This window comes from Amycolatopsis sp. NPDC101161 (genome assembly GCF_044768185.1).
In the GTDB taxonomy this organism is placed as follows: domain Bacteria; phylum Actinomycetota; class Actinomycetes; order Mycobacteriales; family Pseudonocardiaceae; genus Amycolatopsis.
On record NZ_JBIWPI010000001.1, the window covers coordinates 1,761,856 to 1,783,559 of the forward strand.

Genomic DNA, 21,704 nt, shown 5'->3' on the forward strand with positions numbered 1-21,704 from the left:
GCATGGCTGACGCGGTCGTGGTTCCCGGTGGTGCGTTCGGCCCGGCAGCCGGGCTGCTGATGTATGCCGGGGTGGTGGCGGAGCGACGCGGCGCGGCAGTGCACCGGCATGGGTGGTCACAGCCGCCGTCGCACCTGTTCGAGCCGCAGATCGAAAGCTGGGTCTGCGACGAGATCCGGCCCGTGCTCGACCGCCTCGAGAACCCCCTGCTGATCGGGAAATCACTCGGGACGAATGCCGCGGCGCTGGCCGCCGAGCGGAGCCTGCCGGCGGTGTGGCTGACGCCGATCCTCACCGTGCCTTGGGTGGTTGCCGCCTTGGAACGGGCGACCGCACCAATGTTGCTGGTGGGCGGCACGGGCGATGCGTTGTGGGACGGTGCCGAGGCTCGCCGGCTGTCGCCGTACCTGCTGGAGGTCGGGGAGGCCGACCACGGCATGCAGGTTCCCGGCCCGATCGGCGAGTCGGTCGCCGTGCTCGGCCGGGTGCTCATCGCGATCGACGAGTTCCTCGACGCGATCGCCTGGCCGAGCTGAGCCTAGGTTGCACGTCTCAGCCGAGGCTAGAGCCCGTAGGTCTTGCCGATGATGTCACGCTGGATTTCGCTCGTCCCGCCGTACACAGTGGACACCACGGTCGACCGCAGCAGGCGTTCCATGCCGTACTCCGTCGCGTAGCCGTAGCCGCCCAGCATCTGCATGCCGTCGAGGGCCATCGCCTTCGCGAACTCCGTCGCCTTGAGCTTCGCCATCGACGCCTCGCGCGGCAGTGGTTTCCCGGCCGCCGCGTCGATCTTGCGGGCGACGTCGTGCACCAGCAGGCGGGTGCACTCCAACTCGGTGGCGTGGTCGGCGATCCGGTGCCGCAGCGCCTGGAACGACCCGACCGGACGGCCGAACTGGTGCCGTTCGCGCACGTAGGACACCGTGTCGTCGAACGCGCGGCGCGCGGTGCCGAGCATCAGGGCCGCCAGGATCATGCGTTCGAGGTTCAGGCCCGCCATCAGCTGCCGCCAGCCCTGCCCGACCTCGCCGACCACCGCGTCGCCGGGCAGCGTGCAGCCGGTGAAGTACAGGTCGTTGACCTCGCGCCCGCCCATGGTGTCGATGCCGTGCACCGCGAGGCCGTCGATGCCCGCGGGGACCGAGAACATCGTCAGGCCGTCGTGCTTGCCGCCGTCGGCGGACGTGCGCGCGACCAGCAGGATGTGCTGGGCGATGTGGGCGTTGGAGCACCACGTCTTCTGGCCGTCGACGACCCAGCCGTCGTCCTGCCGCACCGCCTTGCACGCGAGCGCCCCGACGTCGGAGCCGGCGCCGGGTTCGGACATCGAGACAGCGAGGACGTCGCCGCGGAGGAACGCGCCGAGCACCTCCTGCTTGCGCTCCTCGCCGGCGAACTTCTCGTACGACGCCGCGGTGATCACCGACGTGGCGAACCCGCCGATCGGCGCCTGGTGGTACGCCGTGGTTTCCAGGAACAGCACCAGGTCCAGCATGCCCTGGCCGGCACCGCCGTACTCCGCCGGCACGGCGACGCCGAGCCAGCCCAGCTCGGCCATCTTGCGATAGAGCGCGTCGTTGTGCGGGTTCCGGCCGTCGTCGGTGAGCGCCAGCCACTTCTCGCGGGTGCCCACCTCCCGCCGGCAGAAGTCGTCCACGGCGGCGACGAAGTCGCGCTGTTCGGTGGTCAGGCTCACGGGCGCTCCCGGCGGTCGGACAGATACAAGGTTACCTGCTTTGTATCTTCATATCCGGGCGCGGCTCAGGTGTCCAGCAGAGGGACGAGGTAGCGGCGGGCGAGATCGGCCAGCTGCTCGTCGTCGTCGAGGTCGACGACGTGGCTGGGGATCGCCAAGAACGACGCGGAGACCCGGACCATCAGCTCGGCCACGACCTCGACGTCGAGCTCGGCGGACACGGTCCCGGCGTGCTGTTCCCGCCGGAGCTGGCCGGCCACGAACTGCTGGACGGTGGCCAGCGTCCGGCCGCCGTCGGTGATCATGGACGAGGCGAGCAGCCCGGGTTCGGCGGCGATCAGCCCGCCGATCAGCGGGTTGCCGCGGATGGCGCGCAGCGAGCTGACGAAGCCGAGCACGACCCGGTCGGCGACGGTCTCGGCCTGCGCGATCTCGACGAGGAACCGGTCGAAGTAGCGGCGGTACTCGCGGCGCACGACGTGCTCGACCAGCGTGTCCTTGGTCGCGAAGCGCCGGTAGACGGTGATGCGCGACAGCCCGGCCCGCTTGGCGACGTCCTCCATCGTGGAGCGCTGGATGCCCATCCGGCAGAACTGCTCGTAGGCCGCGTCGAGCACGCGGACGCGGATCTCGTCGGCGTCGCCGACCTGCTCGAGCGCGTCGGTGTAGGCGCGCTGCAGGAGCGACTCCGCGCCCGGCGCGGAGGTGAACGGCGACACCACGGGTTCCACGGCCACCTCCTGATCCTCTCAGCCTAGGTCGTGTGGGCGGCGGCCGGACATGCTCCCGAGGAGCGGCGATGGCCGGATTGACCCGCCGGAGCGCGTTGAAGCGCGGCGGAGCACTGGGGCGGGCGCGGACCCGCGCTGGGTGTGGGACCCCGAGGCCGACGCGCTGCTGCCGACGTGGAAGACGAACGGCCAGCCCTTGCCCGACGGCTGCCCGCGGACGTGCGTGAAGACCCGGCTGGTCCACGCGGCGGTGCGCCACCTGCTGCCGCAGTCCCCGCAGTGGACGGGCACAGCCGACGAGACGGTCCCGATCAGCCAGCGACCTGCTGGTGACGTGGCACAGCCTGCCGACGACGGTGATGAAGAAGCTGGTCGGGTGGCAGGTCCCGATCCCGCGCGCGGAGTCCGAGGCGAACTCCCCGGCCGACCAGGTGCTGACGCCGGTACCGGCCCCGACGGACGAGGGCAAGGCCCAGGCCGAGATCCTGCTGAAGCCCGTTCATCGCGGTCCGCGAGGGGGAAACCAACCGGCCGTCCTGAGTGGTTCGACTCAAAGGCCGCAGGCTTTCGTGAGTGCGGAGACCTGGCCGGTCTTCTGCCGCACCCAGTCGGTTTCGGAAGCCGCGCCGCACGCATTCCGGGATTCCTTTCTGTCAAGACGAGCGGGCGGCGATGCGGGTCCGGACCAAGCTGGCCACGACGGCCGTCGCGAGGATGGCGCCCACCACGCCCAATGACAGGCCCGTCGGGATCTTCCAGACCTCCAGCAGCAGCATCTTCACGCCCACCCAGACCAGGACCAGCGCCAAGCCGAGCTTCAAGTACACGAACCGGTGCATCAAGTCCGCCAGCAGGAAGTACAACGCTCGCAGACCCAAGATCGCGAACGCGTTGGAGGTGAACACCAGGAACGGTTCCTGCGTCACCGCGAAGATCGCCGGGATCGAGTCGACCGCGAAGACCACGTCCGTCACCTCGATCAGCACCAGCACCGCCAGCAGCGGCGTCGCCACCCAGCGGCCGGCTTCGCGGACGAGGAACTTCCTGCCGTGGTGGACGTCCGTCGACGGGACGAGCCGGCGGAACACGCGCAGGACGATGTTCTTCTCGTAGTCCACCGATTCCGAGCGGTGCAGCGCCATCCGGATGCCGGTCAGGACCAGGAACGCGCCGAACACGTACAGGATCCAGGCGAAGCTCGCGAGCAGTGCCGAGCCGGCCGCGATGAACACCGCGCGGAACACCAGTGCGCCGATGACGCCGTAGAACAGGATCCGGTGCTGGTGTTCGCGCGGCACGGCGAAGTAGCCGAAGATGATCGCGAACACGAAGACGTTGTCGACCGCCAGAGACTTCTCGATCACGTACCCGGCGAAGTACTGGCCCGCGAATTCCGCGCCCCAGACCCACCAGATGACGGCGCCGAACGCGACGCCGAGCGCCACCCACACGCCCGACCACGCCAGCGCCTCGCGGACGCCGACGACGTGCGCCTTGCGGTGAGCGAACAAGTCGACCGCGAGCATCAGCAGGATGACGCCCAGCACGGCGGCCCAGGCCCAGATGGGGACGGTCACAGCACACTCCTCCGGTTCGTGCGAACCGGAGGTCTTCCCGGCCACCGCGAGGTGGCGCCGGCACCGGGCGTGCGCTGGGGCAGCCGTATTGACGATGCCGGACCGGGGCGGGTACTCCCCTCCGTCCACTCCAGAATGACGAACTCTGCTTCGTCTGTCAAGTGTGGACGGCTAAGCTGCCCGCATGGCTTCGTGGACGTTCCTGAGCAACCACGCGCACGTCCTGCTGTGCCTGGCGGAGGATCCGGACCACCGGCTGCACGACATCGCCGAGCGGGTCGGCATCACCGAACGCGGCGTGCAGCTGATCCTCGCGGACCTGATCGCGGACGGCTACGTCGAACGCGAGCGCGTGGGCCGCCGCAACCACTACACGATCCACCCGGAAGGCCGCCTGCGGCACCCGCTGGAAGCCCACCACCGCGTGGCCGAGCTGGTGGCGGCGCTGGGCCCGAAGCGTTCCTGAACCTCAGTCCGGCAACGGCAACGACAGCCGGAAACACGCGCCTTCACCGGCCGCCGTCTCCAGCTCGACGTCGCCGCCGTGAGCGCGGGCCAGCGAGCGCGCGATCGACAACCCCAGCCCCGCGTCCGCGCCACCCGAGCGGGTGCGGGACCGGTCGGCGCGGTAGAAGCGGTTGAACACCTTCGCCGCCTGCTCGGCCGGCATCCCCGGCCCGGCGTCGGCCACCTCCAGGACCGCGCGCCCCGCCGCCGTGCCGACGCCGATGCGGACGCTCGTGCCCGGGGGCGTGTGCGCGGCCGCGTTGCCCACCAGGTTCGTGACCACCTGCCGGAGCCGGGCCTCGTCCGCGTCGACCGGGGCCGGGCCCGGGGGTCCGTCGCCGCCCGGGCCGGTGAGGGTGACCGTGCGGGACGGGTCGAGCGCGCGCAGGTCGTGGCGGGCGTCGCCGGCGAGGGTGCGCAGGTCCATCGGGGCCCGGTCGAGCTGCTCCTCCGGTGCGTCGTCGAGCTGGGCGAGCAGCAGGAGATCCTCGGTGAGCGCGGTGAGCCGGGTGGCTTCGCGGTCGATGCGCTGCATCGTTTCGTCCACATCGGACAGTCCGGGCAGCGCGCCCATCCGGTAGAGCTCCGTGGACCCCTTGATGCCGAACAGCGGCGTGCGCAGCTCATGGCTGACGTCCGCGACGAACGCGCGCATCCGCGCCTCCGACGCCGCCCGGCCGGCGAAGGCGCCCTCCAGCTGGCCGAGCATCGTGTTGAGCGACGCCGCGAGGTGCCCGATCTCCGTGCCCGGCGGCGCGAGGACCGGGACGCGCCGGGTGAGGTCGCCGCCGGCGATCGCGGCCGCCGTGTGCTCGATCCGGCGCAGCGGCCGCAGGCCCCGGCCGAGGGCGAACCAGCCGGCCGCGGTCAGCACGACGAGCAGCCCCGCGCCGGTGACCAGGCTGCTCACCCGCAGCTGGGCGATCGTGGCGTCGGCTTCGGCGAGCGGCGCGGCCGAAACCACCGTGCCACCCCAGCGGAGGGCCGGGCGCGCGACCGCCCGCCAGCGTTCCGAGCCGTCGGCGGCGGTCAGGTCGACGGCCGTCCCGTCGGTGGGGACCGTGCGCAGCGCGTCGAACGGCGGCAGCGTCGCGCCGGACACGCGCGACGAGTGCAGCCCGCCCACCGGGGCGCCGGCGGCGTCCAGGTAGACGACGTACGGGGTGCCGAACAATTCGAGCGCGGGGTCGAGCAGATCCGGCCGCACGGCGGCGTTTTCGGCCGGGGGCGGGCCCGCCGCGCGGGAGATGAGCTCGGTCATCGAGCGCAGCTGGCCGTCGAGGCGGTCGAGCTGGAAGCGCTCCAGCTGCCCGGCGACGAGCGCGCTGATCAGGGTCAGGCCGGCCAGCAGGAGGCCCGCGGTGAGCAGCAGCAGCCGCGCCCGCAGCGACAGCCGCGTCATCGCCGGGGCTCGCGCAGCACGTAGCCGACGCCGTGCACGGTGTGGATCAGCTTGGGCTCCTCGGTGTCGACCTTGCGTCGCAGGTAGGAGATGTAGGTGTCGACGATGCTGGCGTCGCCGCCGAAGTCCTCGCGCCACACGCGGTCGAGGATCTGCGCCTTCGAGACCACGCGGCCGGCGTTCTCCATCAGGTAGCGCAGGAGCCGGAACTCGGTGGCGGACACGCGGACGGGCTGCCCCGCGCGCGTCACCTGCCGGCCGTCGGCGTCGAGGGCGAGGGTGCCCACGGTCAGCACGGCGGCCGGGTGCCCGGAGGTGCGGCGGAGGATCGCCCGGATCCGCGCGATCAGCTCCGCCAGGTCGAACGGCTTCGTGACGTAGTCGTCGGCGCCGAGGGACAGGCCGGTGACCTTGTCGGCCTGGCCGTCCCGCGCGGTGAGGAAGAGGACGGGTACCGGACGGTGCTGTTCGCGCAGCAGCCGGACCACTTCGAAGCCGTCGAGGTCCGGCAGCATGACGTCCAGCAGCACCAGGTCGGGCGGTTCTTCGGTGGCCGCGGCGACGGCTTCGCGCGCCGTCGCCGCGGAGGTCACCCGGAAGCCGGCGAACCGGAGGGCGGCCGAGAGCAGCTCGCGGACGGTGGGCTCGTCGTCCACGACCAGCAGCCGGTTCATCGCGTCCATGCCCGCGAGGATACGGAGATCGCGCGGACGAGCAGGCTGCCCGCGAACCCCGCGACGGCGCCGCCCGCGGCCCCGGCGGCCAGGGCCAGGAGCGGGTTCGCCGCCAGCTGAGCGCCGAGGACGGGCACCGAGAAGCCGAACGCGCTCACCGAGAGGTCGGCGGAGAACCGTGACACGAGTGCGGTGACGGCCAGGACACCGCCGACGACGGCGGCGAGCACCGGGGCTTGCCGCAGCGGTGGGTGACGCCAGCGGAGGGCGACGGCGATGCCGCAGCCGAGCAGGACCGCGGCGGCGATCCAGTGCGTGGCGGGGAAGCCGGTGTCCGGGGCGCAGGAGAGCAGGCCGGTGGTGCTGAGGTGCCAGGGGACGCCGAGGCCGGTCAGAACGGCGGCGGGGAGCAGCTGGGGGAGGAGCAGGAGGACGGCCCCCGCCGCGGTCGCGCCGCCGAGCACGCCGGCGGCGGTGAGGCAGACCGCGGCGAGCCCGGCGAGCGGCCAGCGGAGGGTGCGCAGAGTTGTTGCCAGGGAAGGGAAGCGCGCGATCAGGCCGCAGGCCGCGACGACCACGAGGGCAAAGAACAGGGCGCCGGCGAGGGTGGGGGCGGCGGCCACGGAGAACGCGGCTTCCAGGTGGGTGGGGGAGGGAAGTCCGGCTTGCCCGGGAAGTCCGGCGTGCAGATCGCCAAGGGACGGCAGGCTGGCTTGCCCGAGAAATCCGGTGTGTAGGTCGGCTGGGGCGGGCGGGCTTGCTTGGGCTGGGAGTCCGGCGTGCAGGCCGGTCGGAGTGGGCAGGCTGGCTTGCGCGGGGAGTCCGGTGTGTAGGTCGGCCGGGGTGGGCAGGCTGGCTTGCGTGGGGAGCCCGGCGCGTAGGTCGGTCGGAGTGGGCAGGCTGGCTTGCGCGGGGAGTCCGGCGAGTAAATCGGCCGAGGTGGGCAGGCCGGGTCGCGCGGGAAGCCCACCGGAGAGCGGTCCACCAGCCGCGGCAGGGAAACCGGCGCCGAGCCCACCCAACGAACCCTGCCTCACCCCCGCGGAAGAACCGGCGCCCGGGAAAGGCAACCCACCCGAGACGCAGCCCCCAGGCCCACCAACCCCGCCCGGCAAACCCACCTTCCCCCCGCCCCACAACGCAATCCCACCCAACGCCCCCACAAAACCCACCACCGCCGCGGCCCCACGCACGAGCAACCCCTCCCGACGCCGCAGCAACAGCCACCCCAAAACCACCGCCCCCGCAAGGGAAACCCCCAGCGGAAGCCCGTGCAGGCCACCATGCACCTCGACCGGAAGCCCACCGGCGGCAGCCGCCTGGACATCGACCGATCCGCCCACCGCCAACGCCACCACCGCCGCCGTCAACCCGCCGACGTCCGGCACCCCGAGCAGCAGCAACCCCGCCGCCGCGATGACCGCCATCGCGAGCAGCGCCGCGGCCGCCGCCGCCAGGCCTCGGCCGACCTCGCGCATCACACGTCCCGGCGACGGAAGACCGCGAATGCCACCGCCAGCACCGCGGCCACCCCCACGCACATCCCGGCCAGGTTGACCCACGGGTGCGGGAAGTCCGGGTCGGGCACCGTCTTCAGGACCGCCGACGCCCCGAGCGTCGGCCAGTAGAAGAACAGCCCGCGCACCCACGCCGGGAAGAGGCCCGCTAGCGCGGGGACCAGGAACACGATTCCGACCAGCGTCGCCAGCGCGCCCGCGGTCGCCCGCATCAGCGTGCCCAGCCCGACCGCCAGCAGCGCGATCGCCGCGAGGTAGAGCCCGCCGCCCGTCACGGCGGAGAGCACGCCCGGGTCGCCGAGCGCCGCTCGCGGGAGGCCCTGCGCACCCAGGACGGCCTGCCCGAGGAGGAAGGCGGCGAACATCAGCACCTGGCCCGCCACCACGGCGACGCCGACGGCGACCACGACCTTGGCCGCCAGCAGCCGGTGCCGGCGGGGCGTGGCGATCAGGGACGTCCCGATCAGCCCGGTCGCGTGCTCGCCGGTGACGACCAGGATGCCCAGCACCCCGATGATCAGCTGCGCGACGATGTACGACGTCAGGCTGCGGTTGGTCGGGTCCCAGGCCTGGGGATCCTCGGCGTACGTCTTCGCCGCGGCGTTCATGGCCAGGGCCGTGATGCCGAGGCCGGCCGTGAACAGGCACGCCAGCGTGTACCACGTCGAGCGCAGGCTGCGGAGCTTGATCCACTCCGCGTGGACGGACTGGGCGAAGCTCACGCGCTCGCTCCCTCGTACTCGACGCTGTCGCGGGTCAAATCCATGAAGGCGTCCTCGAGCGAGACGCGCTGCGGGGTCAGCTCGGCGAGCGCGACGCCGTGGTACGCCGCGAGTTTGCCGATCTCCGCGCTCGTCAGGCCGGACACGACGAGCGAGGCTTCGGCGCCTTCCCGCACGGTCGCGCCGGCGGTGACGAGCAGCCGCGCGAAGCCCGCGTCGGGCGTGCGGACGAGCACGGTGCCTTCGCCGCGTACGAGCTCGCTCACGGCGGTGTCGGCGACGAGCCGGCCGCGGCCGATCACGACCAGGTGGTCGGCGGTCTGGGCCATCTCGCTCATCAGGTGGCTGGACACCAGCACGGCCCGGCCCTCGCGGGCCAGGGAGCGCATGAAGTCGCGGATCCACCGGATGCCTTCGGGATCGAGCCCGTTCACCGGCTCGTCGAAGATGAGCACGCGCGGGTCGCCGAGCAGCGCCGCCGCGATGCCGAGGCGCTGCCGCATGCCGAGCGAGAACCCGCCCGCCCGCTTGCCCGCCACGCTCTCGAGGCCGGTCCGGGCCAGCACCTCGCCGACCCGCCGCCGGGGGAGGCCGTTGCTCACCGCGAGGGCCAGCAGGTGGTCGTGCGCCTTCCGGCCACCGTGGACGGCACCCGCGTCGAGCAGCGCGCCGACCTCGGTCAGCGGGACGGGCAGGTCGCGGTAGCGGCGCCCGCCGATGGTGACGGACCCGCGCGTCGGCGCCGCGAGGCCCAGGATCAGCTTCATGGTCGTGGACTTGCCCGCGCCGTTCGGCCCGAGGAACCCGGTGACCTGCCCGGGTTCGACGGTGAACGACAGGTCGTCCACGACGGTGTCGGGGCCGTACCGCTTGGTCAGGCCGCGCACTTCGATGGTGGTCATGGCGGCGAGCCTGGCCCGGCCGCCTGGCCGGTTCCTGGGAGGTTCTGGGAGAACCCTGGGAGTTCGCGCGGCCGGGAGCGGGTGCGCCTGTTCCTTCCCCGGAAATCGATCCCGGGCCGGGTCAGTCGCGGGTGGCGCGGGCGCGCAGGTGCGCCCGTTCGCCGTGCTGTCCGAAGAGGATGAGCAGCTCGACGGCCTTTCCGTCGGCGCTGCCGAGCCAGTGCGGCAGCGTCGTGTCGAACTCCGCGGCCTCGCCCGCCGGCAGCACCAGGTCGTGCTCGCCGAGGACCAGCCGCAGGTTTCCGTGGAGCACGTAGAGCCACTCGTGGCCGTCGTGGGTCTGGTGCGCCGGCTCGGGTGGGCGGTCGGTGCCCGGGATGAGCATCTTGTACGCCTGCATGCCGCCCGGCCGCCGGGACAGCGGCACGAACGTCATGCCGTGGCGGTGGATCGGCGCGAGGTGGACGCGCGGGTCGCCGGTGCGGGGCGCGCCGACGAGGTCGTCGAGCGGGACGCGGTAGGCGCGCGCCAGCGGCAGCAGCAGTTCCAGGCTGGCCCGCCGCTGCCCGCTTTCCAGCCGCGACAGCGTGCTCTCCGACACCCCGGTCGTGCCGGCGACCTCGGCCAGCGTGAGCCCGCGGGTGCGGCGCAGGGCCCGCAGCCGCGGGCCGACCGCGTGCAGGACGTCCTCGATGTCGTCGCTCATCCGGCCATCTTGCCGAAACCGCAAGAAAGCGTGCCACTCCGGCACGGCCGCGCCACGGTGGACCCATGACCGCCACGGAATTCTGGGACACCCACTACGCGACCCCGCGCGCCGCGCCCCGCCCGAACGTCCGGCTCACCGAAGCCGTCGCCGAGCTGCCGCCCGGCACGGCCCTCGACCTGGGCAGCGGCCCCGGCGGCGACACGCTGTGGCTCGCCCGCCGCGGCTGGCGGGTGACCGCGGCCGACATCTCCGGCGTCGCGATCGCACGCCTGGCCGAGCGCGCCCGCGACCTCGGGCTCGGCGACCGCGTCGCCGCCGAACGGCACGAACTGGCCGAGACGTTCCCCGAGGGCCGCTTCGACCTCGTTTCGGCGCACTACCTGCACACGTCCTTCGCGTTCCCGCGCGACCGCGTGCTGCGCCGGGCCGCGCACGCACTGGTGCCGTGCGGCCGGTTGCTGGTCGTCGACCACGGGTCCGTCGCGCCGTGGTCGTGGGACCGGGAAGCCCGCTTCCCCTCGCCGCGGGAGGTGGCCCGTTCGCTGGACCTCGACGCCGGCGAGTGGACCGTCTCGCGCGCCGAAGCCCTCTCCCGCCGGGCCACCGGACCCGCCGGGCAGGCCGCCGACGTCGTCGACCACCTGCTGCTGATCCGCCGAGCCCGGTGACCGTCCGAGGAGGACAGACCATGCCCCGCCGTCGTGACACCCCGCCCCCGCGGACCGGCCCCGCCGAGAAGGACGTGCTGCGCGGGTTCCTCGACCAGCTGCGCGCCGCGGTGGCGGCCAAGGCCGAGGGCGTGCCGGAGCCGCAGGTCCGGACGCCCGGCGTGCCCTCCGGCACGTCGCTGCTCGGCTTGGTCCGGCACCTGACGCACGTCGAGCGCTTCACGTTCCTCGGCGAGCCGACGGCCGACTGGCACGCCACGTTCCGGCCGCGCCCGGGGGAAACGGCCGCCGCGCTCCTGGCGGGTTACCGCGCGGCGGTCGCCGAGGCCAACGCGGTGATCGACGCGTGCGCCGACCTGACCGAGCCGGTGGCCCGCCCGACCGGGACGCCGCCGTCGATGCGCTGGGCCTTGGTCCACATGATCGAGGAGACCGGCCGCCACGCGGGCCACGCCGACATCCTGCGCGAGCTGATCGACGGGTCGACGGGCCGGTGACCCGCCCGCGGCTTCCCGGACCCGGTGCTCCGGATGTGCGACAGTGGCGGCGTGAACGGCCCGAACCCCCGCCGGCCGGCGTCGGTCGCGGACCTCGCGCGGCTGTCCGCGTGGACGGTGACGGGGTCGCGCGGGCGCTGGGTCACCGCCGAGCGCGTCCTCGCCCTCGGCGGCCGGCGCTGGGTGGTCGGGTTGACGCCGACGGCGGGCGGCGCGACGGCGCTGATGCTCTGGTGCGACGACGACGTGGTGGCCCACCGGCGCGGTCCGGAAGCGGCGTTGTGCGAGACCGCCGTGCGGTGGGTGACGAACCTGCTGTCCGGCCGCCCGTGGGACGGCCGCTGAAGCCGGGGAGATCGCCCGCCCGGCCGGTCCTGGCGACCGTCCGAACAGGACAGTGCCGGCAGTGGCGCGGCGATCGCCGTGGGCGCGCTGCTCGATGGCGTCGATGATCCCGGAGGCCTTCGAATTCGGGCACCTCGGCGGAAAGCGGCCCGGGCCCGCCGCGGGTGCGGCGGGCCCGGGGCCGGTCCTAGCGGATGGTCTTGGCGGCGGCGAAGTAGGCGTTCGACGGCGTCAGGAACGACAGCACGACGCCGATGACGGCGACGACCACGCTGACGTACCCCAGCACCGTGGACTGCCCTGCCAGCACCGAAATCAGCTGCAGGGCGGTGATCACCGTGAGCACGATCCGCGCCCAGTTCCGGCCGGCGCGCAGCTTGAACGCGAACAGCAGGTACAGCGCGGCGATGATCACGGCGATCACGAGCGCGACGACCATCGTGATCGTCACGGCCTGGTCGATCTGCGCGTCGGTCAGCGAGCCGCCGCTTTGTCTGTTCGAATTCCGCAGTGTGTCGGCGATCGAGTCACGGCTTGCGAAGATCAAGAAGCCGCCGACGAGGCCGATGACAGTCGAAGCGATGAACGCCCAGAATGCGCCTTCGACGGTCGTGGGCCGGGCCGGGGCGGCGGCCGGCTGCCCGGCCGCCGTGGATTCGGGGTAGTTCGGATAGTTCGGTGATTCGGTCATAGAGATCGAATAGCACGCCGACGGGACGCGCGCAGACCGAACGGCCGTTTCCGGCGCGAAAACGTGATGTCCGGTCGTCAGTGCTTGCGGCTGAGGGCCTCCCGTTTGACGAAACCGATGACCGCGGTCGCGACGAACAGCACCGCGCCGACGATGATCAGCCAGAACAGGCCCTTGATGACGATGCCGAGGACGGCCAGGATGGCCCAGACCACCAGCAACCCGATGAGAAGACCCATGTCAGCTCCTTCCGAAGGTGCGGCGGGGATACCCGCGCACCCGGCCGGCTACACACGGCAGCGCCGTCGTCAGTCCGCCCGGGTGACGGCGGCCCGCGAACGTGACGGCGCCGAGACCCACGGCTTCGGCGGCACCGGAGACGGTCTACATCGGACACTCGCCGGTGCGGCCGCGGAGGCGCGGTTCGCCGGGCTTTTGCACGGCGTCTGCTGAAGCGTTACGCGGCGAGGTCGGCCGCCACCGTGAGCAGGTGGGGCGCCAGCGCGTCCGCGATCACCGCGTAACCGGCCGACGACGGGTGGAACCGGTCCGCCGAGAACAGCGTCGCGTCCGCGGCGAAGCGCGCGGTGAGCTGGGGACCCGCGGCGGCCACGGCGCCGCCGGCCCGGATCGCGGCGTCCGCCTGGGCACTCGCGTACTGGCCGCTCGCCGCGGACACCAGCTGCCGGTAGGGCGCGGGCACCCGCGACACGATCCCCAGGTCGGGCGCGGGCACGACGAGGACTCGGGCGCCGCCGCGGACCAGCCGGGCCACGGCGTCGTGCAGCTGCCGGGCCCCGACCGCCGGCGCGACGAACCCGGCCAGGTCGTTCGCGCCGATCACGACCAGCGCCAGATCGACGCCGTCACGCAGCGCGGCGCCGGCCTGGCGGTCCAGGTCGGCCGAGCGGGCGCCGGGCACGCCGTAGCCCTGGAGCCGGACGACGTGGCCCTCGGCCCGCAGCCGCCGCGCGAGCCGCTGCCCGAGGGTGTCCTCTCGGCGCGAACTGCCGACGCCGGCGGCCAGCGAGTCGCCGAGGACGCAGAATCGGAGAATGTTCATCGCCCGGTACAACGTCCGCGAGGCGTGGTTGTTTCCCCGGCGGTCCGCTTGACCGCGCCGGTGGTCGTGCGGGTGCTGCTCGGGCTGGTGCTGGTCGTCGTGCTGGTCCTGGCGCTCCTGTGGGTCTTCCAGCGCCGCCTGATCTACCTGCCGGACACCACAACGGTGCCCTCGGCGACGACCGTCCTTCCCGGCGCCGAGGACGTCCGGCTCCACACCGCCGACGGCCTCGACCTGGGCGCTTGGTTCGTCCGGCCGGGCCGGGCACCGATCGCGACCGTGCTGGTGGCCGGCGGCAACGGCGGCAACCGGGCCGACCGGACGCCGCTGGCGGCGAAACTCGCGCAGGCGGGGCTGGCGGTGCTGGTGTTCGACTACCGCGGCTACGGCGGCAATCCCGGCGACCCCAGCGAGGAAGGACTGGCGCTCGACGTCCGCGCGGCGTGGCGGTTCCTCGTCGAGGACCGGCGGGTGCCGCCCGGCCGGATCCTCTTCTACGGCGAGAGCCTCGGCTGCGCGGTGGTGACCGAGCTCGCGCTCGAGCACCCGCCGGCCGGGCTGCTGCTGCGGTCGCCGTTCACCGACCTGGCCGCCGCCGGCGCCGAGGCTTATCCGTTCCTGCCGGTGCGGCTGCTGCTGCGCGACCGGTTCCCGGTGCGGGACGAGGTCGCCCGCCTGCGCGTCCCGACGGTGGTGGTCCTCGGCGGCCGCGACTCGATCGTCCCGCCCGCTCAAAGCCGCGAGGTGGCCGCGGCGGCGTCGGCGCGGCTGGTGGAGGTCCCGGACGCGGGCCACAACGACCCGGTGCTGCTGGACGGACCGCAACTCGTCGACGCGGTCTTGTCGCTGGTGCCGGATTAAGCGTGGGTGGTCACCCAGGTGGCGATCTGGGCGCGGTTGGTGCAGCCGAGCTTGGTGAGGATGTGCTGGACGTGGCTCTCCGCCGTCCGCTCGGAGATGTGCAGCAGCGCGGCGATCTGCTTGTTCGTCAGGCCGTCGGCCACGTGCGCGGCGACCTCGCGTTCGCGGCGGGTCAACGGGCCCGGCGCGTCCCCGCGCAGGGTGGCCGCCAGCCCGTCGGCGGCCTGCCGGACCGGGGCCATCCCGAGCCGCTCGGCCGTCGCCGACACCGACGCCGCCAGGCCGAGCGCTTCGGCGACGTCGCCCGGGCGGGCGCGGCGCGCCAGCGTCTTGGCCAGCTCGAAGCGCGCCAGCGTCGCGTACGGCGGGGTGCCGGCTTCGTCGTTGGCCGCGATCGCGAGCCGGGATTCCCGCACGGCTTCGTCGAGCCGGCCGGCGGACGCGGCCGCGAGCGCGAGGTACCGGCGGACCGACCCGGTGACGAGGATCGAGCCCGCCCCGCCCGTGACGAACAGCCCGGCGTGCGGCCGCAGGATCGCCGCGGCCCGCTCGACGGCTTCGGGCGGCCCGAACTCCGCGCCCACCTCCACCGCGGCGGCAGCGACGGGCAGCGTCGCGGGTACCGGCGCGGGTTGGGAAACCGCGCCGCGGTGGTAGAACTCGGCCGCCCCGGCGCGGTCGCCGATCTGCAGCAGCCACGCCGAGTGCAGCAGCGCGACGAACGGCGGAGCGTGCTCGGTGAAGATGCTCTCCATCGCCGGCGTCACCAGGCCGGCGCGCCCGGTGAGCGCGGCGACCGAAGCCAGCACGGTGATCGGCACGCCCTGCAGCGACATGTGCGCCCGGTCGGCGACGAGCGCGAAGCTCTGCTGCAGCGCCTCGACGGCGTCGTCGAACCGTCCGCGCGCGATGGCGATGGTGGCGAAGCTGCGCAGGTGGTGCCAGCGCGCGAGCGGCCGGCGGAGGCGTTCGGCCGGCAGCCGCAGCGCGGCGAGCTCCTGTTCGGCCTCCCCGAACCGGCCGAGCATGAGCAGCGCGTCGAACCGCCAGAGGTGGCCCCACAGCAGCACATCGGCGTCGTCGCGGTCCTCGCCGAGGGCGATCATGCGGTGGGCGAGGGCCAGCCGTTCGTGCACGCCGTCGGGGGCCGAGCGCACCATCTGCCGGGCCCGCAGCGCGGAGCAGAGCACGTCCGGATCGCCGAGCCGGTCGGCGATCGCGAGTGCTTCGGCCGACGCCGCTTCCGCGTGGCCGCCGCCGAGGAACCCGGCTTCGCCCGCGTGCAGGGCGAGCAGCCGGGCGCGCAGCGGGTCGTCGCCGGGTGGCAGTCCGGCGAGCGCCTCGCTGGCGATCTTGCCGCCGTTGAAGCTGCCCCACGGGTCGGACAGGCCTTCCATCGCCAGCGCGATTTCGCCCAGCAGCGCCGGGTCGTTCGCCTCCCGGGCCGCCTCGGCGGCGGCTCCCAGGACCCGGGAGCCGCGTTCGATCTCGCCGCCGCGCAGGTGGGCGACGCCTTCGCGGCGCCGCAACCGCGCCCGGTCGGCGGCGGACGCGGGAGCCGCGTCGAGCGCGCGCCGGTAGAGCTCGGCGGCGCGTTCCCAGGCGAGCTGGGCCAGCGCCTGGTCGCCGGCGCGCTCGGCCCAGTGCGCGGCCTTCGCGGCGTCGCCGACGGGCAGCGACTCCAGCCAATGGTGGGCGATCTCCGACGTCCGGCCCGGGTCGCGGCGCTCGAGCCAGGCCGCCATCCGGGCGTGCGCGGTCAGCCGTGCCGCCGTCGGCAGGTCCGCCGCCGCCGACTCCCGGATCAGGTCGTGCTTGAAGCTGCGCGCGGTCACGATGCCGGCTTCGGCGGCCTCGTCCAGCTCGGTCAGGACGTCGGCGGCGGGCCGGCCGGTGACCTCGGCGAGCGCGGCCGGGTCGACGTCGCGGCCGAGCACGGCGGCGGTCGCGACGAGCAGCCGGCACGGCTCGCCCAGGCGGGCCAGCCGCGCGCGGACGGTGTCGACGACGCCGTCAGGCAACGCGTCGCCGCCGTCGCCGGCCAACCGGGCCAGCTCGGAGACGAAGAAGGGGTTGCCGCCCGAGCGGCGGCTGACCAGCGTCGCGATTTCGGCGGGGATGCCCCCGCGGCCGAGCTGCGCGACGACCTCGGCCTCGGTCAGGCCGGCCAGCCGGATCCGGGTCAGCACGGGCTCGCGGGCGAGTGCGGCGAGGGCCGAGGTGAGGGCTTCGCGGCCGGTCGTCTCGGTGTCGCGGTAGGTCGCGACGATCAGCACGGGCGCGCGGTCGAGGTCGCGGGCGAGGTGCACGAGCAGGGCGAGCGACGCGGCATCGGCCCACTGCAGATCGTCGAGCACGGCGAGCAGTCCGTGCGGGGCGGCGGCTTCGCGCAGGCCGTCGGCGAAGGCTTCGAAGGCTTGGAAGCGCGCTTCGGCGGAACCGTTCGCTTCGCCGGTGGGGAACGGCCGGTCCAGTGACCGCGCCAGCTGCCGGAAGACCCAGAAGGGCGGGCTGCCTTCGTCGTCGCTGGCGCGTCCCCAGCCGACGGGCACGCCGGCGTCTTCGGCGTGCCGGGCGAGTTCCCGGGCGAGACTGGTCTTGCCGATGCCGGGTTCGCCGACGACGAGCACGACGCGGCCCCGCCCGGCCCGCGCCTCCGCGAGGCCGGCGCGCAAGAGGGTCAGCTCGCCGGCCCGGCCGACGAAGCCCCGGCCGAGCTCCATGCGCCAGTACGATACGGCGCCGGCGTCCGAACGGCCTGCCTCGTGAGTGAGGAACAGTGTTCTAACCCTGTTTCTCACTCACGACCGGCCGCGGGTCAGCGGGGCTCGCCGGGCCACCGGAACTTCGGCCCCGCCGGCCAGATCGGCGCCGGGAACCACGACGCCCGGGCCAATCCCTTCACCAACGCCCGCCAAAACGCCTTCACCGGACCCACGTCCCGCGCGCGCAGACCGCCTGGACCCGCAGCAGCGCTCGCGGGTCGGCCAGCGGGTCGCCGTCCACGGCCAGCAGGTCCGCGTCGAACCCCGGGGCCACCCGGCCTTTGCGGTGCGCTAGCCCGCACACCCCCGCCGCGACCGAGGTGATCGCCCGCAGCGCGTCGGCCGGCGACAGCCCGATCTGGCGCAGCATCAGCGGCGCCCACGGCAGCACCCCGTGCGGCTTGACCGGCGCGATCCCCGCGTCCGTACCCGCGACCACCCGCGCGCCGAGTTGGTGCAGCCGCCGGTAGTTCGCGACCACGCCCGGCATCCGGCGCGCGATCTCCTCGGGCGGGGCGAGGCCTTCGACGGGCACCATGCCGACCGTCGCCCCCACCGCCACCCCCTGGTCCACGACGGCGTGCAGCAGTTCCTCGGAGTGCTCGACACCGGTCGCCGTCCAGAACGTCACGTGCTCCATGCCGTCCACGCGCGCGGCGAGGGCGTCGGCGATCGCCGAGGTGCCGTGCGCGTGCGCCGTCACCGGCAGGCCGTGCCGGTGGGCCTCGTCGACGGCGGCGCGCAGGACGTCCCGGTCGAACTGGGCGTCCTCCTGGCGCGTGCCCGGGGTCATCGTCCCGCCGCTGGCCATGATCTTGATGACGTCGGTGCCGCGTTCGACGTGCTCGCGCACCGCCGCCCGCACCCCCGCCTCGCTGGCCTCCGCGACCCCGCCGAGGAAGTGGCAGTGCCCGCCGGGACTGGTGATCGGCGGCCCGGCGGCGACCAGCGTCGGCTGCCCGGCGAGGTCCCGCAGGGCCAGCGACAGGTAGCCGCGGTCGCCGAGGTCCCGCACGGTGGTCACCCCGGCCCGCAGCGACGCTCGCCCGGCCTCGGCCATCGCCGCGGCCACCTGCGCGTCATCCCGCGCGGCGAGCCGCGCGACCGGCTCGGTGCTGGCGTCGAAGGCGAGGTGGACGTGGGTGTCGATCAGCCCGGGCAGCAGCGTCGCCCCGCCCAGGTCGAGGAGGTCGGCCCCCTCGGGCGCGGTACCCCCGGACTCGACGCCCAGGATCGTGGCGCCGTCGAGCACCACCAGCGGGTTGGCCACGAGGGCGGACCCGACACCATCGAACAGCCGAGCGGCACGCACTGCCGTGAGCCGCCGCCGTTCGGTCACCACAAGCTGTTTCGTCATGCGGCCACGATCGCGCCGATCGGCGGTACGCACGTCGGGGCAACTACGGAGACGCGGTACGGAGATCCGCCCGGCCGCGGCGCAGCGGGTGCGCCGCGGCCGGGAGGTCAGCGGTTCACCGCGCTGACGTCGTCCTGGACCCGCTTCCGCAACCCACTCTCGATCGACAGTCGCGTTTGGACGGACGCCTTGCTCCGCACCGGGCCCGGCACCGGGTACACCTGGTCCTCGCCGAGGAGCGGCACTCCCGGGCACGTCGTGCTGCCCGGACGGGAGTTCTTCGTGAGGAACACGTTCACCAGCCCGTCGACGCACGGGTTGCCCGCCAGTGCGTACTGCCCGTGGTACGGCGAGTCGTCGACCGACACCAGCGGAACCCTCGCCGCACGCGCTGCCGCCGAGGCCTGCTCGTAGCCCGTCTGCGGGTCGAACTCCCCTTGCACCACCAGGATGTTCGACGCCACCGAAGCGGGCACGTTCGGCAGCGCGTGCTGCGGTGCGTCCGACCAGAAGCCGCACGTTTCGCCGAGGCCGTACGCCCAGCCGAACAGCGGGTAGCGCGGCCCCTGCTGGTCGCTGAGCCGCTTGTACCAGGCCGCCGGCCGGGTCGGCTGGTCGCCGCACGCGACGGCGTAGCGGGTGCCGGACCGCTGCGTGTAGTCCGGTGCCGCAGCGGCCACCACGGCTGGGGTCACGGACGCCGCCGGTACGCCGAACGCCTTGCGGGAAGCGGCATCCATCGCCTCGGCGAACGCCGGCGGGGGAGTGGCCGTGGTGCCGTCGAGCGCCGCCGCGCCCTGGAGGAAGACCAGCGCGCCGAGCAGCCACTGGATCTCGCTGCCGTTGCCGACGAAGATGCCGTCGAACCCGTCGGGGGCGACGCCGTGGGCAGCGTAGTACGCCCGGACGCGTTCCCACTTCGCCTTCACCTCGGCGGGAGTCCCGCCCAGCTGCGCGGCGAAGTTGCGCGCGAGCCACGGCACGTAGACGTCGTCGAACTGCCGCTGGTCGATCACCGGGAAGGCCTCGAAGTCCGCCTGCAGCCGGCCTTCGAAGTTGACGCTGGAGTCGAGCACGGTCTTGCCGGTGTGCTCCGGGAACAGCGACGCGTACTTCGCGCCGAGCCAGGTGCCGTAGGAGTAGCCGAGGTAGTTCAGCTTCTCGTCACCGAGCAGCGTGCGGATCAGGTCCATGTCGTGCGCGGTCTGCCACGTCGTGACGTACGGCGCCAGCGCGTCACTCTGGCACGCCTCGGCGACCGCGCGCGGCACCTTCTGGTGGTTCGCGATACTGGCCGCCGAGCGGTCGCGCGCGTCGAGCGGACCCTGCGGCAGCCGCCCGGTCGGGACCTGGCACTGGAAGCCCTTGTCGTCGGTGCCCGCGTGGCCGGTGCCGCGCGGGTCCATGCCGACGAAGTCGTAGAGCTGGTGCACGGACGGCTCCAGCGCGGCGAGCGGGCCGGCCAGCGTGGTGCCCTGACCGCCCGGCCCGCCGGGGTTCAGCAGGAGCGCGCCCTGCCGCTCACCGGTCGCCGCGGCGCGGCTGATCGACACCTTCAGGTCGGTGCCCGCGGCCGGGTCGGCCCAGTCGCGCGGCACGGTGACGAGCGCGCACTGCACGGCCGCGTCGCCGGTGCCCGGCTTGAACGGGCAGTCGCCCCACTGGAGCTGCTGGCTCGTGTACGGCGTGAGCGGGTCCGCGGCCGCGGCGGGCACCGCCGCCGCGAAGAGGGCGGCCGTCGCGGCCGCCAGTCCTGTCCGGGAGATGCGCACCGAAGGGTCCTTCCGTCGCCGGGTGGGGTGCGCCCGAGCCTGGCCCGGCGGCCGCCGGCGGTGATCAACCCGGGGGACGAACTCGCCGCCGCGAACTAAGCCCGGGGTATGAGCCGACTCAGCGCGCGCCCGCGCGGGAGGATCGGGATCATGGGCAGATGACCCGTCCGGGAATCGGCGTCGTCGGCCGCCGCCTGGTGCAGTTCCTGCTCGACGAGCTGCTCGTCTTCCTGCCGATGCTGCTGCTCGCGATCGCCGTCGTCTGGCTCTTCCACCCGCACGGCCCGGGCCTGCTGACCTTCCTCGAGGTCGTCCTCTACACGATGCTGGTGCTGGACTTCGTCGGCCTCTTGTTCGTCACCGTGTGGTGGCCCCACCGGCACGGCGGGCAGACGCCGGCGATGCGCTGGCTGCGCCTGCGGGTCCGGACGCTCGACGGCGGGCACCCGTCGCTGGGCGCGTTCTTGGTCCGCGAGCTGCTCATGGTCGTCGACGGGTTCGCGTGGGGTCTCGCGGGCACCGTCGTGATGCTGGTGTCGCGCCGGCGGCAGCGGTTCGGCGACATCGTGGCCCGCACGGTCGTCGAACGCGTGCCGAGGTCAGCGGACGAGCCCGCTTTCCCACGCCCAGATGGCGATTTCGGTGCGGTTCCGGGCCCCCAGCTTGCGTTTGACGGCGCCGATGTGGGTCTTGACCGTGGGCAGCGAAACCACGAGTGAGCGGCAGATCTCGTCGTTCGTCGCCCCGCGCGCTACGGCCTTCACGACGTCCAGCTCCCGGGGCGTGAGCGGGGTTTCGGGCGCGGGCCGGGCGCTGCCGCGCGCGAAGTGCGCGAGCAGCCGGGTCGTGATCGCGGGGGAGACGAGCGCCTCGCCGTGGGCGGCCGCGTGCACGGCTTCGATCAGCAGGTTCGGCCCGGCGTCCTTGAGCAGGAACCCGCAGGCCCCGGCGCGCAGGGCCGCGTGGACGTTCTCGTCGAGCCCGAACGTCGTCACCATCACCACGTGCAGCGGGTCCGGGACGTCCGGGCCCGCCAGCAGTTCCGTCGCGCGCAGCCCGTCCACGCCGGGCATCCGGATGTCCATCAGCGTGACGTCGGGGCGCAGCTCGCGGGCCAGCCGCACGGCCTGGTCGCCGTCGGCGGCCTCGCCGACGACCTCGATGTCCGGTTCGCCTTCGAGGATCAGCCGGAACCCCGCGCGGACCATCGCCTGGTCGTCGGCGATCAGCACTCGCGTCGGCAAC

Annotated in this window: 23 protein-coding genes and 1 pseudogene; 7 read left to right on the forward strand and 17 right to left on the reverse strand. The window is 73.7% G+C overall.

The window, feature by feature from the left end; genetic code table 11:
* The first annotated feature begins 2 nt into the window (after positions 1–2).
* Positions 3–536 (forward strand): hypothetical protein, encoded by a 534-nt coding sequence (locus ACIRSS_RS08635; protein ID WP_400892257.1) that lies wholly within the window; start codon positions 3–5, stop codon positions 534–536.
* Between the two features lie 26 nt (positions 537–562).
* On the opposite strand, the gene ACIRSS_RS08640 is transcribed toward ACIRSS_RS08635, so the two are convergent.
* The 3 genes from ACIRSS_RS08640 to ACIRSS_RS08650 form a co-directional block, all read right to left on the reverse strand.
* A complete protein-coding gene (locus ACIRSS_RS08640) occupies positions 563–1,699 on the reverse strand; it encodes an acyl-CoA dehydrogenase family protein (RefSeq protein WP_400892259.1) in 1,137 nt (378 codons plus the stop codon).
* A 65-nt stretch (positions 1,700–1,764) separates the two neighbouring features.
* Positions 1,765–2,430: a TetR/AcrR family transcriptional regulator gene (locus tag ACIRSS_RS08645; RefSeq protein WP_400892261.1), complete on the reverse strand. Its 666-nt coding sequence runs from the start codon at positions 2,428–2,430 to the stop codon at positions 1,765–1,767.
* Positions 2,431–3,083: 653 nt separating this feature from the next.
* Positions 3,084–4,007: a TerC family protein gene (locus ACIRSS_RS08650; protein ID WP_400892263.1), complete on the reverse strand. Its 924-nt coding sequence runs from the start codon at positions 4,005–4,007 to the stop codon at positions 3,084–3,086.
* A 184-nt stretch (positions 4,008–4,191) separates the two neighbouring features.
* On the opposite strand from ACIRSS_RS08650, the gene ACIRSS_RS08655 reads away from it, so the two are divergent.
* Positions 4,192–4,473 carry a helix-turn-helix transcriptional regulator gene (locus ACIRSS_RS08655; RefSeq protein WP_400892266.1) on the forward strand — a complete coding sequence of 94 codons (282 nt, stop codon included), beginning with the start codon at positions 4,192–4,194 and terminating at the stop codon, positions 4,471–4,473.
* A 3-nt stretch (positions 4,474–4,476) separates the two neighbouring features.
* On the opposite strand, the gene ACIRSS_RS08660 is transcribed toward ACIRSS_RS08655, so the two are convergent.
* The 7 genes and pseudogenes from ACIRSS_RS08660 to ACIRSS_RS08690 form a co-directional block, all read right to left on the reverse strand.
* Positions 4,477–5,916, reverse strand: a complete 1,440-nt coding sequence (locus tag ACIRSS_RS08660) for a sensor histidine kinase (RefSeq protein ID WP_400892268.1) — start codon at positions 5,914–5,916, stop codon at positions 4,477–4,479.
* Complete coding sequence (locus ACIRSS_RS08665; protein WP_400892271.1) at positions 5,913–6,599, reverse strand: response regulator transcription factor; 687 nt, start codon at positions 6,597–6,599, stop codon at positions 5,913–5,915. Before ACIRSS_RS08665 ends, ACIRSS_RS08660 begins: the two co-directional genes overlap by 4 nt.
* Positions 6,587–7,213 (reverse strand): hypothetical protein, encoded by a 627-nt coding sequence (locus ACIRSS_RS08670; RefSeq protein WP_400893453.1) that lies wholly within the window; start codon positions 7,211–7,213, stop codon positions 6,587–6,589. Before ACIRSS_RS08670 ends, ACIRSS_RS08665 begins: the two co-directional genes overlap by 13 nt.
* 462 nt (positions 7,214–7,675) lie before the next feature.
* Positions 7,676–8,068: pseudogene (locus ACIRSS_RS08675) on the reverse strand (hypothetical protein); the annotation flags it as partial.
* Positions 8,068–8,829, reverse strand: coding sequence for an ABC transporter permease (locus ACIRSS_RS08680; RefSeq protein WP_400892273.1), 762 nt, complete (start codon positions 8,827–8,829; stop codon positions 8,068–8,070). The gene ACIRSS_RS08680 and the pseudogene ACIRSS_RS08675, both read right to left, overlap by 1 nt.
* A complete protein-coding gene (locus ACIRSS_RS08685; RefSeq protein WP_400892275.1) occupies positions 8,826–9,731 on the reverse strand; it encodes an ABC transporter ATP-binding protein in 906 nt (301 codons plus the stop codon). Before ACIRSS_RS08685 ends, ACIRSS_RS08680 begins: the two co-directional genes overlap by 4 nt.
* Before the next feature lie 121 nt (positions 9,732–9,852).
* Positions 9,853–10,437 carry a helix-turn-helix domain-containing protein gene (locus ACIRSS_RS08690; protein ID WP_400892277.1) on the reverse strand — a complete coding sequence of 195 codons (585 nt, stop codon included), beginning with the start codon at positions 10,435–10,437 and terminating at the stop codon, positions 9,853–9,855.
* A 65-nt stretch (positions 10,438–10,502) separates the two neighbouring features.
* Between ACIRSS_RS08690 and ACIRSS_RS08695 the strand changes: the two genes are divergently transcribed.
* Genes ACIRSS_RS08695 through ACIRSS_RS08705 form a run of 3 tightly spaced genes read left to right on the forward strand, consistent with a single transcriptional unit; the run spans position 10,503 to position 11,950 of the window.
* On the forward strand, positions 10,503–11,108 hold the full coding sequence (locus tag ACIRSS_RS08695) for an SAM-dependent methyltransferase (RefSeq protein ID WP_400892280.1): 606 nt from the start codon (positions 10,503–10,505) through the stop codon (positions 11,106–11,108).
* A gap of 20 nt (positions 11,109–11,128) precedes the next feature.
* Positions 11,129–11,605: a DinB family protein gene (locus tag ACIRSS_RS08700; protein ID WP_400892284.1), complete on the forward strand. Its 477-nt coding sequence runs from the start codon at positions 11,129–11,131 to the stop codon at positions 11,603–11,605.
* A gap of 51 nt (positions 11,606–11,656) precedes the next feature.
* A complete protein-coding gene (locus tag ACIRSS_RS08705) occupies positions 11,657–11,950 on the forward strand; it encodes a hypothetical protein (RefSeq protein ID WP_400892286.1) in 294 nt (97 codons plus the stop codon).
* A 187-nt stretch (positions 11,951–12,137) separates the two neighbouring features.
* Here the strand turns inward: ACIRSS_RS08705 and ACIRSS_RS08710 are convergent, their stop codons facing one another.
* The 3 genes from ACIRSS_RS08710 to ACIRSS_RS08720 form a co-directional block, all read right to left on the reverse strand.
* Positions 12,138–12,641, reverse strand: coding sequence for a hypothetical protein (locus ACIRSS_RS08710; protein ID WP_400892287.1), 504 nt, complete (start codon positions 12,639–12,641; stop codon positions 12,138–12,140).
* A gap of 77 nt (positions 12,642–12,718) precedes the next feature.
* A complete protein-coding gene (locus tag ACIRSS_RS08715; protein ID WP_400892289.1) occupies positions 12,719–12,880 on the reverse strand; it encodes a hypothetical protein in 162 nt (53 codons plus the stop codon).
* A 218-nt stretch (positions 12,881–13,098) separates the two neighbouring features.
* Positions 13,099–13,704 carry an SGNH/GDSL hydrolase family protein gene (locus ACIRSS_RS08720; RefSeq protein ID WP_400892291.1) on the reverse strand — a complete coding sequence of 202 codons (606 nt, stop codon included), beginning with the start codon at positions 13,702–13,704 and terminating at the stop codon, positions 13,099–13,101.
* Positions 13,705–13,728: 24 nt separating this feature from the next.
* Between ACIRSS_RS08720 and ACIRSS_RS08725 the strand changes: the two genes are divergently transcribed.
* Complete coding sequence (locus ACIRSS_RS08725) at positions 13,729–14,565, forward strand: alpha/beta hydrolase (protein WP_400892293.1); 837 nt, start codon at positions 13,729–13,731, stop codon at positions 14,563–14,565.
* Here the strand turns inward: ACIRSS_RS08725 and ACIRSS_RS08730 are convergent.
* From ACIRSS_RS08730 to ACIRSS_RS08740, 3 genes are all read right to left on the reverse strand, one after another.
* Positions 14,562–17,288, reverse strand: coding sequence for an AAA family ATPase (locus ACIRSS_RS08730; protein ID WP_400892295.1), 2,727 nt, complete (start codon positions 17,286–17,288; stop codon positions 14,562–14,564). The genes ACIRSS_RS08725 and ACIRSS_RS08730 overlap by 4 nt on opposite strands.
* A 202-nt stretch (positions 17,289–17,490) precedes the next feature.
* Positions 17,491–18,687: an amidohydrolase family protein gene (locus ACIRSS_RS08735; RefSeq protein ID WP_400892297.1), complete on the reverse strand. Its 1,197-nt coding sequence runs from the start codon at positions 18,685–18,687 to the stop codon at positions 17,491–17,493.
* A gap of 107 nt (positions 18,688–18,794) precedes the next feature.
* Positions 18,795–20,459, reverse strand: a complete 1,665-nt coding sequence (locus tag ACIRSS_RS08740; protein ID WP_400892299.1) for an alpha/beta fold hydrolase — start codon at positions 20,457–20,459, stop codon at positions 18,795–18,797.
* A 158-nt stretch (positions 20,460–20,617) separates the two neighbouring features.
* Here ACIRSS_RS08740 and ACIRSS_RS08745 point away from each other — a divergent pair, with 158 nt between their 5' ends.
* Positions 20,618–21,178: an RDD family protein gene (locus tag ACIRSS_RS08745; RefSeq protein WP_400892301.1), complete on the forward strand. Its 561-nt coding sequence runs from the start codon at positions 20,618–20,620 to the stop codon at positions 21,176–21,178.
* Here the strand turns inward: ACIRSS_RS08745 and ACIRSS_RS08750 are convergent.
* On the reverse strand, positions 21,059–21,703 hold the full coding sequence (locus ACIRSS_RS08750; RefSeq protein ID WP_400892303.1) for a response regulator: 645 nt from the start codon (positions 21,701–21,703) through the stop codon (positions 21,059–21,061). The genes ACIRSS_RS08745 and ACIRSS_RS08750 overlap by 120 nt on opposite strands.
* Position 21,704: the final 1 nt, after the last annotated feature.

Coding starts and splice junctions, on each gene's coding strand:
- ACIRSS_RS08685 (WP_400892275.1), bottom strand. CDS start 9,731: ATGACCACCATCGAAGTGCGCGGCCTGACCAAGCGGTACGGCCCCGAC.
- ACIRSS_RS08735 (WP_400892297.1), bottom strand. CDS start 18,687: ATGACGAAACAGCTTGTGGTGACCGAACGGCGGCGGCTCACGGCAGTG.
- ACIRSS_RS08715 (WP_400892289.1), bottom strand. CDS start 12,880: ATGGGTCTTCTCATCGGGTTGCTGGTGGTCTGGGCCATCCTGGCCGTC.
- ACIRSS_RS08695 (WP_400892280.1), top strand. CDS start 10,503: ATGACCGCCACGGAATTCTGGGACACCCACTACGCGACCCCGCGCGCC.
- ACIRSS_RS08745 (WP_400892301.1), top strand. CDS start 20,618: ATGACCCGTCCGGGAATCGGCGTCGTCGGCCGCCGCCTGGTGCAGTTC.
- ACIRSS_RS08710 (WP_400892287.1), bottom strand. CDS start 12,641: ATGACCGAATCACCGAACTATCCGAACTACCCCGAATCCACGGCGGCC.
- ACIRSS_RS08665 (WP_400892271.1), bottom strand. CDS start 6,599: ATGGACGCGATGAACCGGCTGCTGGTCGTGGACGACGAGCCCACCGTC.
- ACIRSS_RS08660 (WP_400892268.1), bottom strand. CDS start 5,916: ATGACGCGGCTGTCGCTGCGGGCGCGGCTGCTGCTGCTCACCGCGGGC.
- ACIRSS_RS08655 (WP_400892266.1), top strand. CDS start 4,192: ATGGCTTCGTGGACGTTCCTGAGCAACCACGCGCACGTCCTGCTGTGC.
- ACIRSS_RS08635 (WP_400892257.1), top strand. CDS start 3: ATGGCTGACGCGGTCGTGGTTCCCGGTGGTGCGTTCGGCCCGGCAGCC.
- ACIRSS_RS08700 (WP_400892284.1), top strand. CDS start 11,129: ATGCCCCGCCGTCGTGACACCCCGCCCCCGCGGACCGGCCCCGCCGAG.
- ACIRSS_RS08720 (WP_400892291.1), bottom strand. CDS start 13,704: ATGAACATTCTCCGATTCTGCGTCCTCGGCGACTCGCTGGCCGCCGGC.
- ACIRSS_RS08730 (WP_400892295.1), bottom strand. CDS start 17,288: ATGGAGCTCGGCCGGGGCTTCGTCGGCCGGGCCGGCGAGCTGACCCTC.
- ACIRSS_RS08690 (WP_400892277.1), bottom strand. CDS start 10,437: ATGAGCGACGACATCGAGGACGTCCTGCACGCGGTCGGCCCGCGGCTG.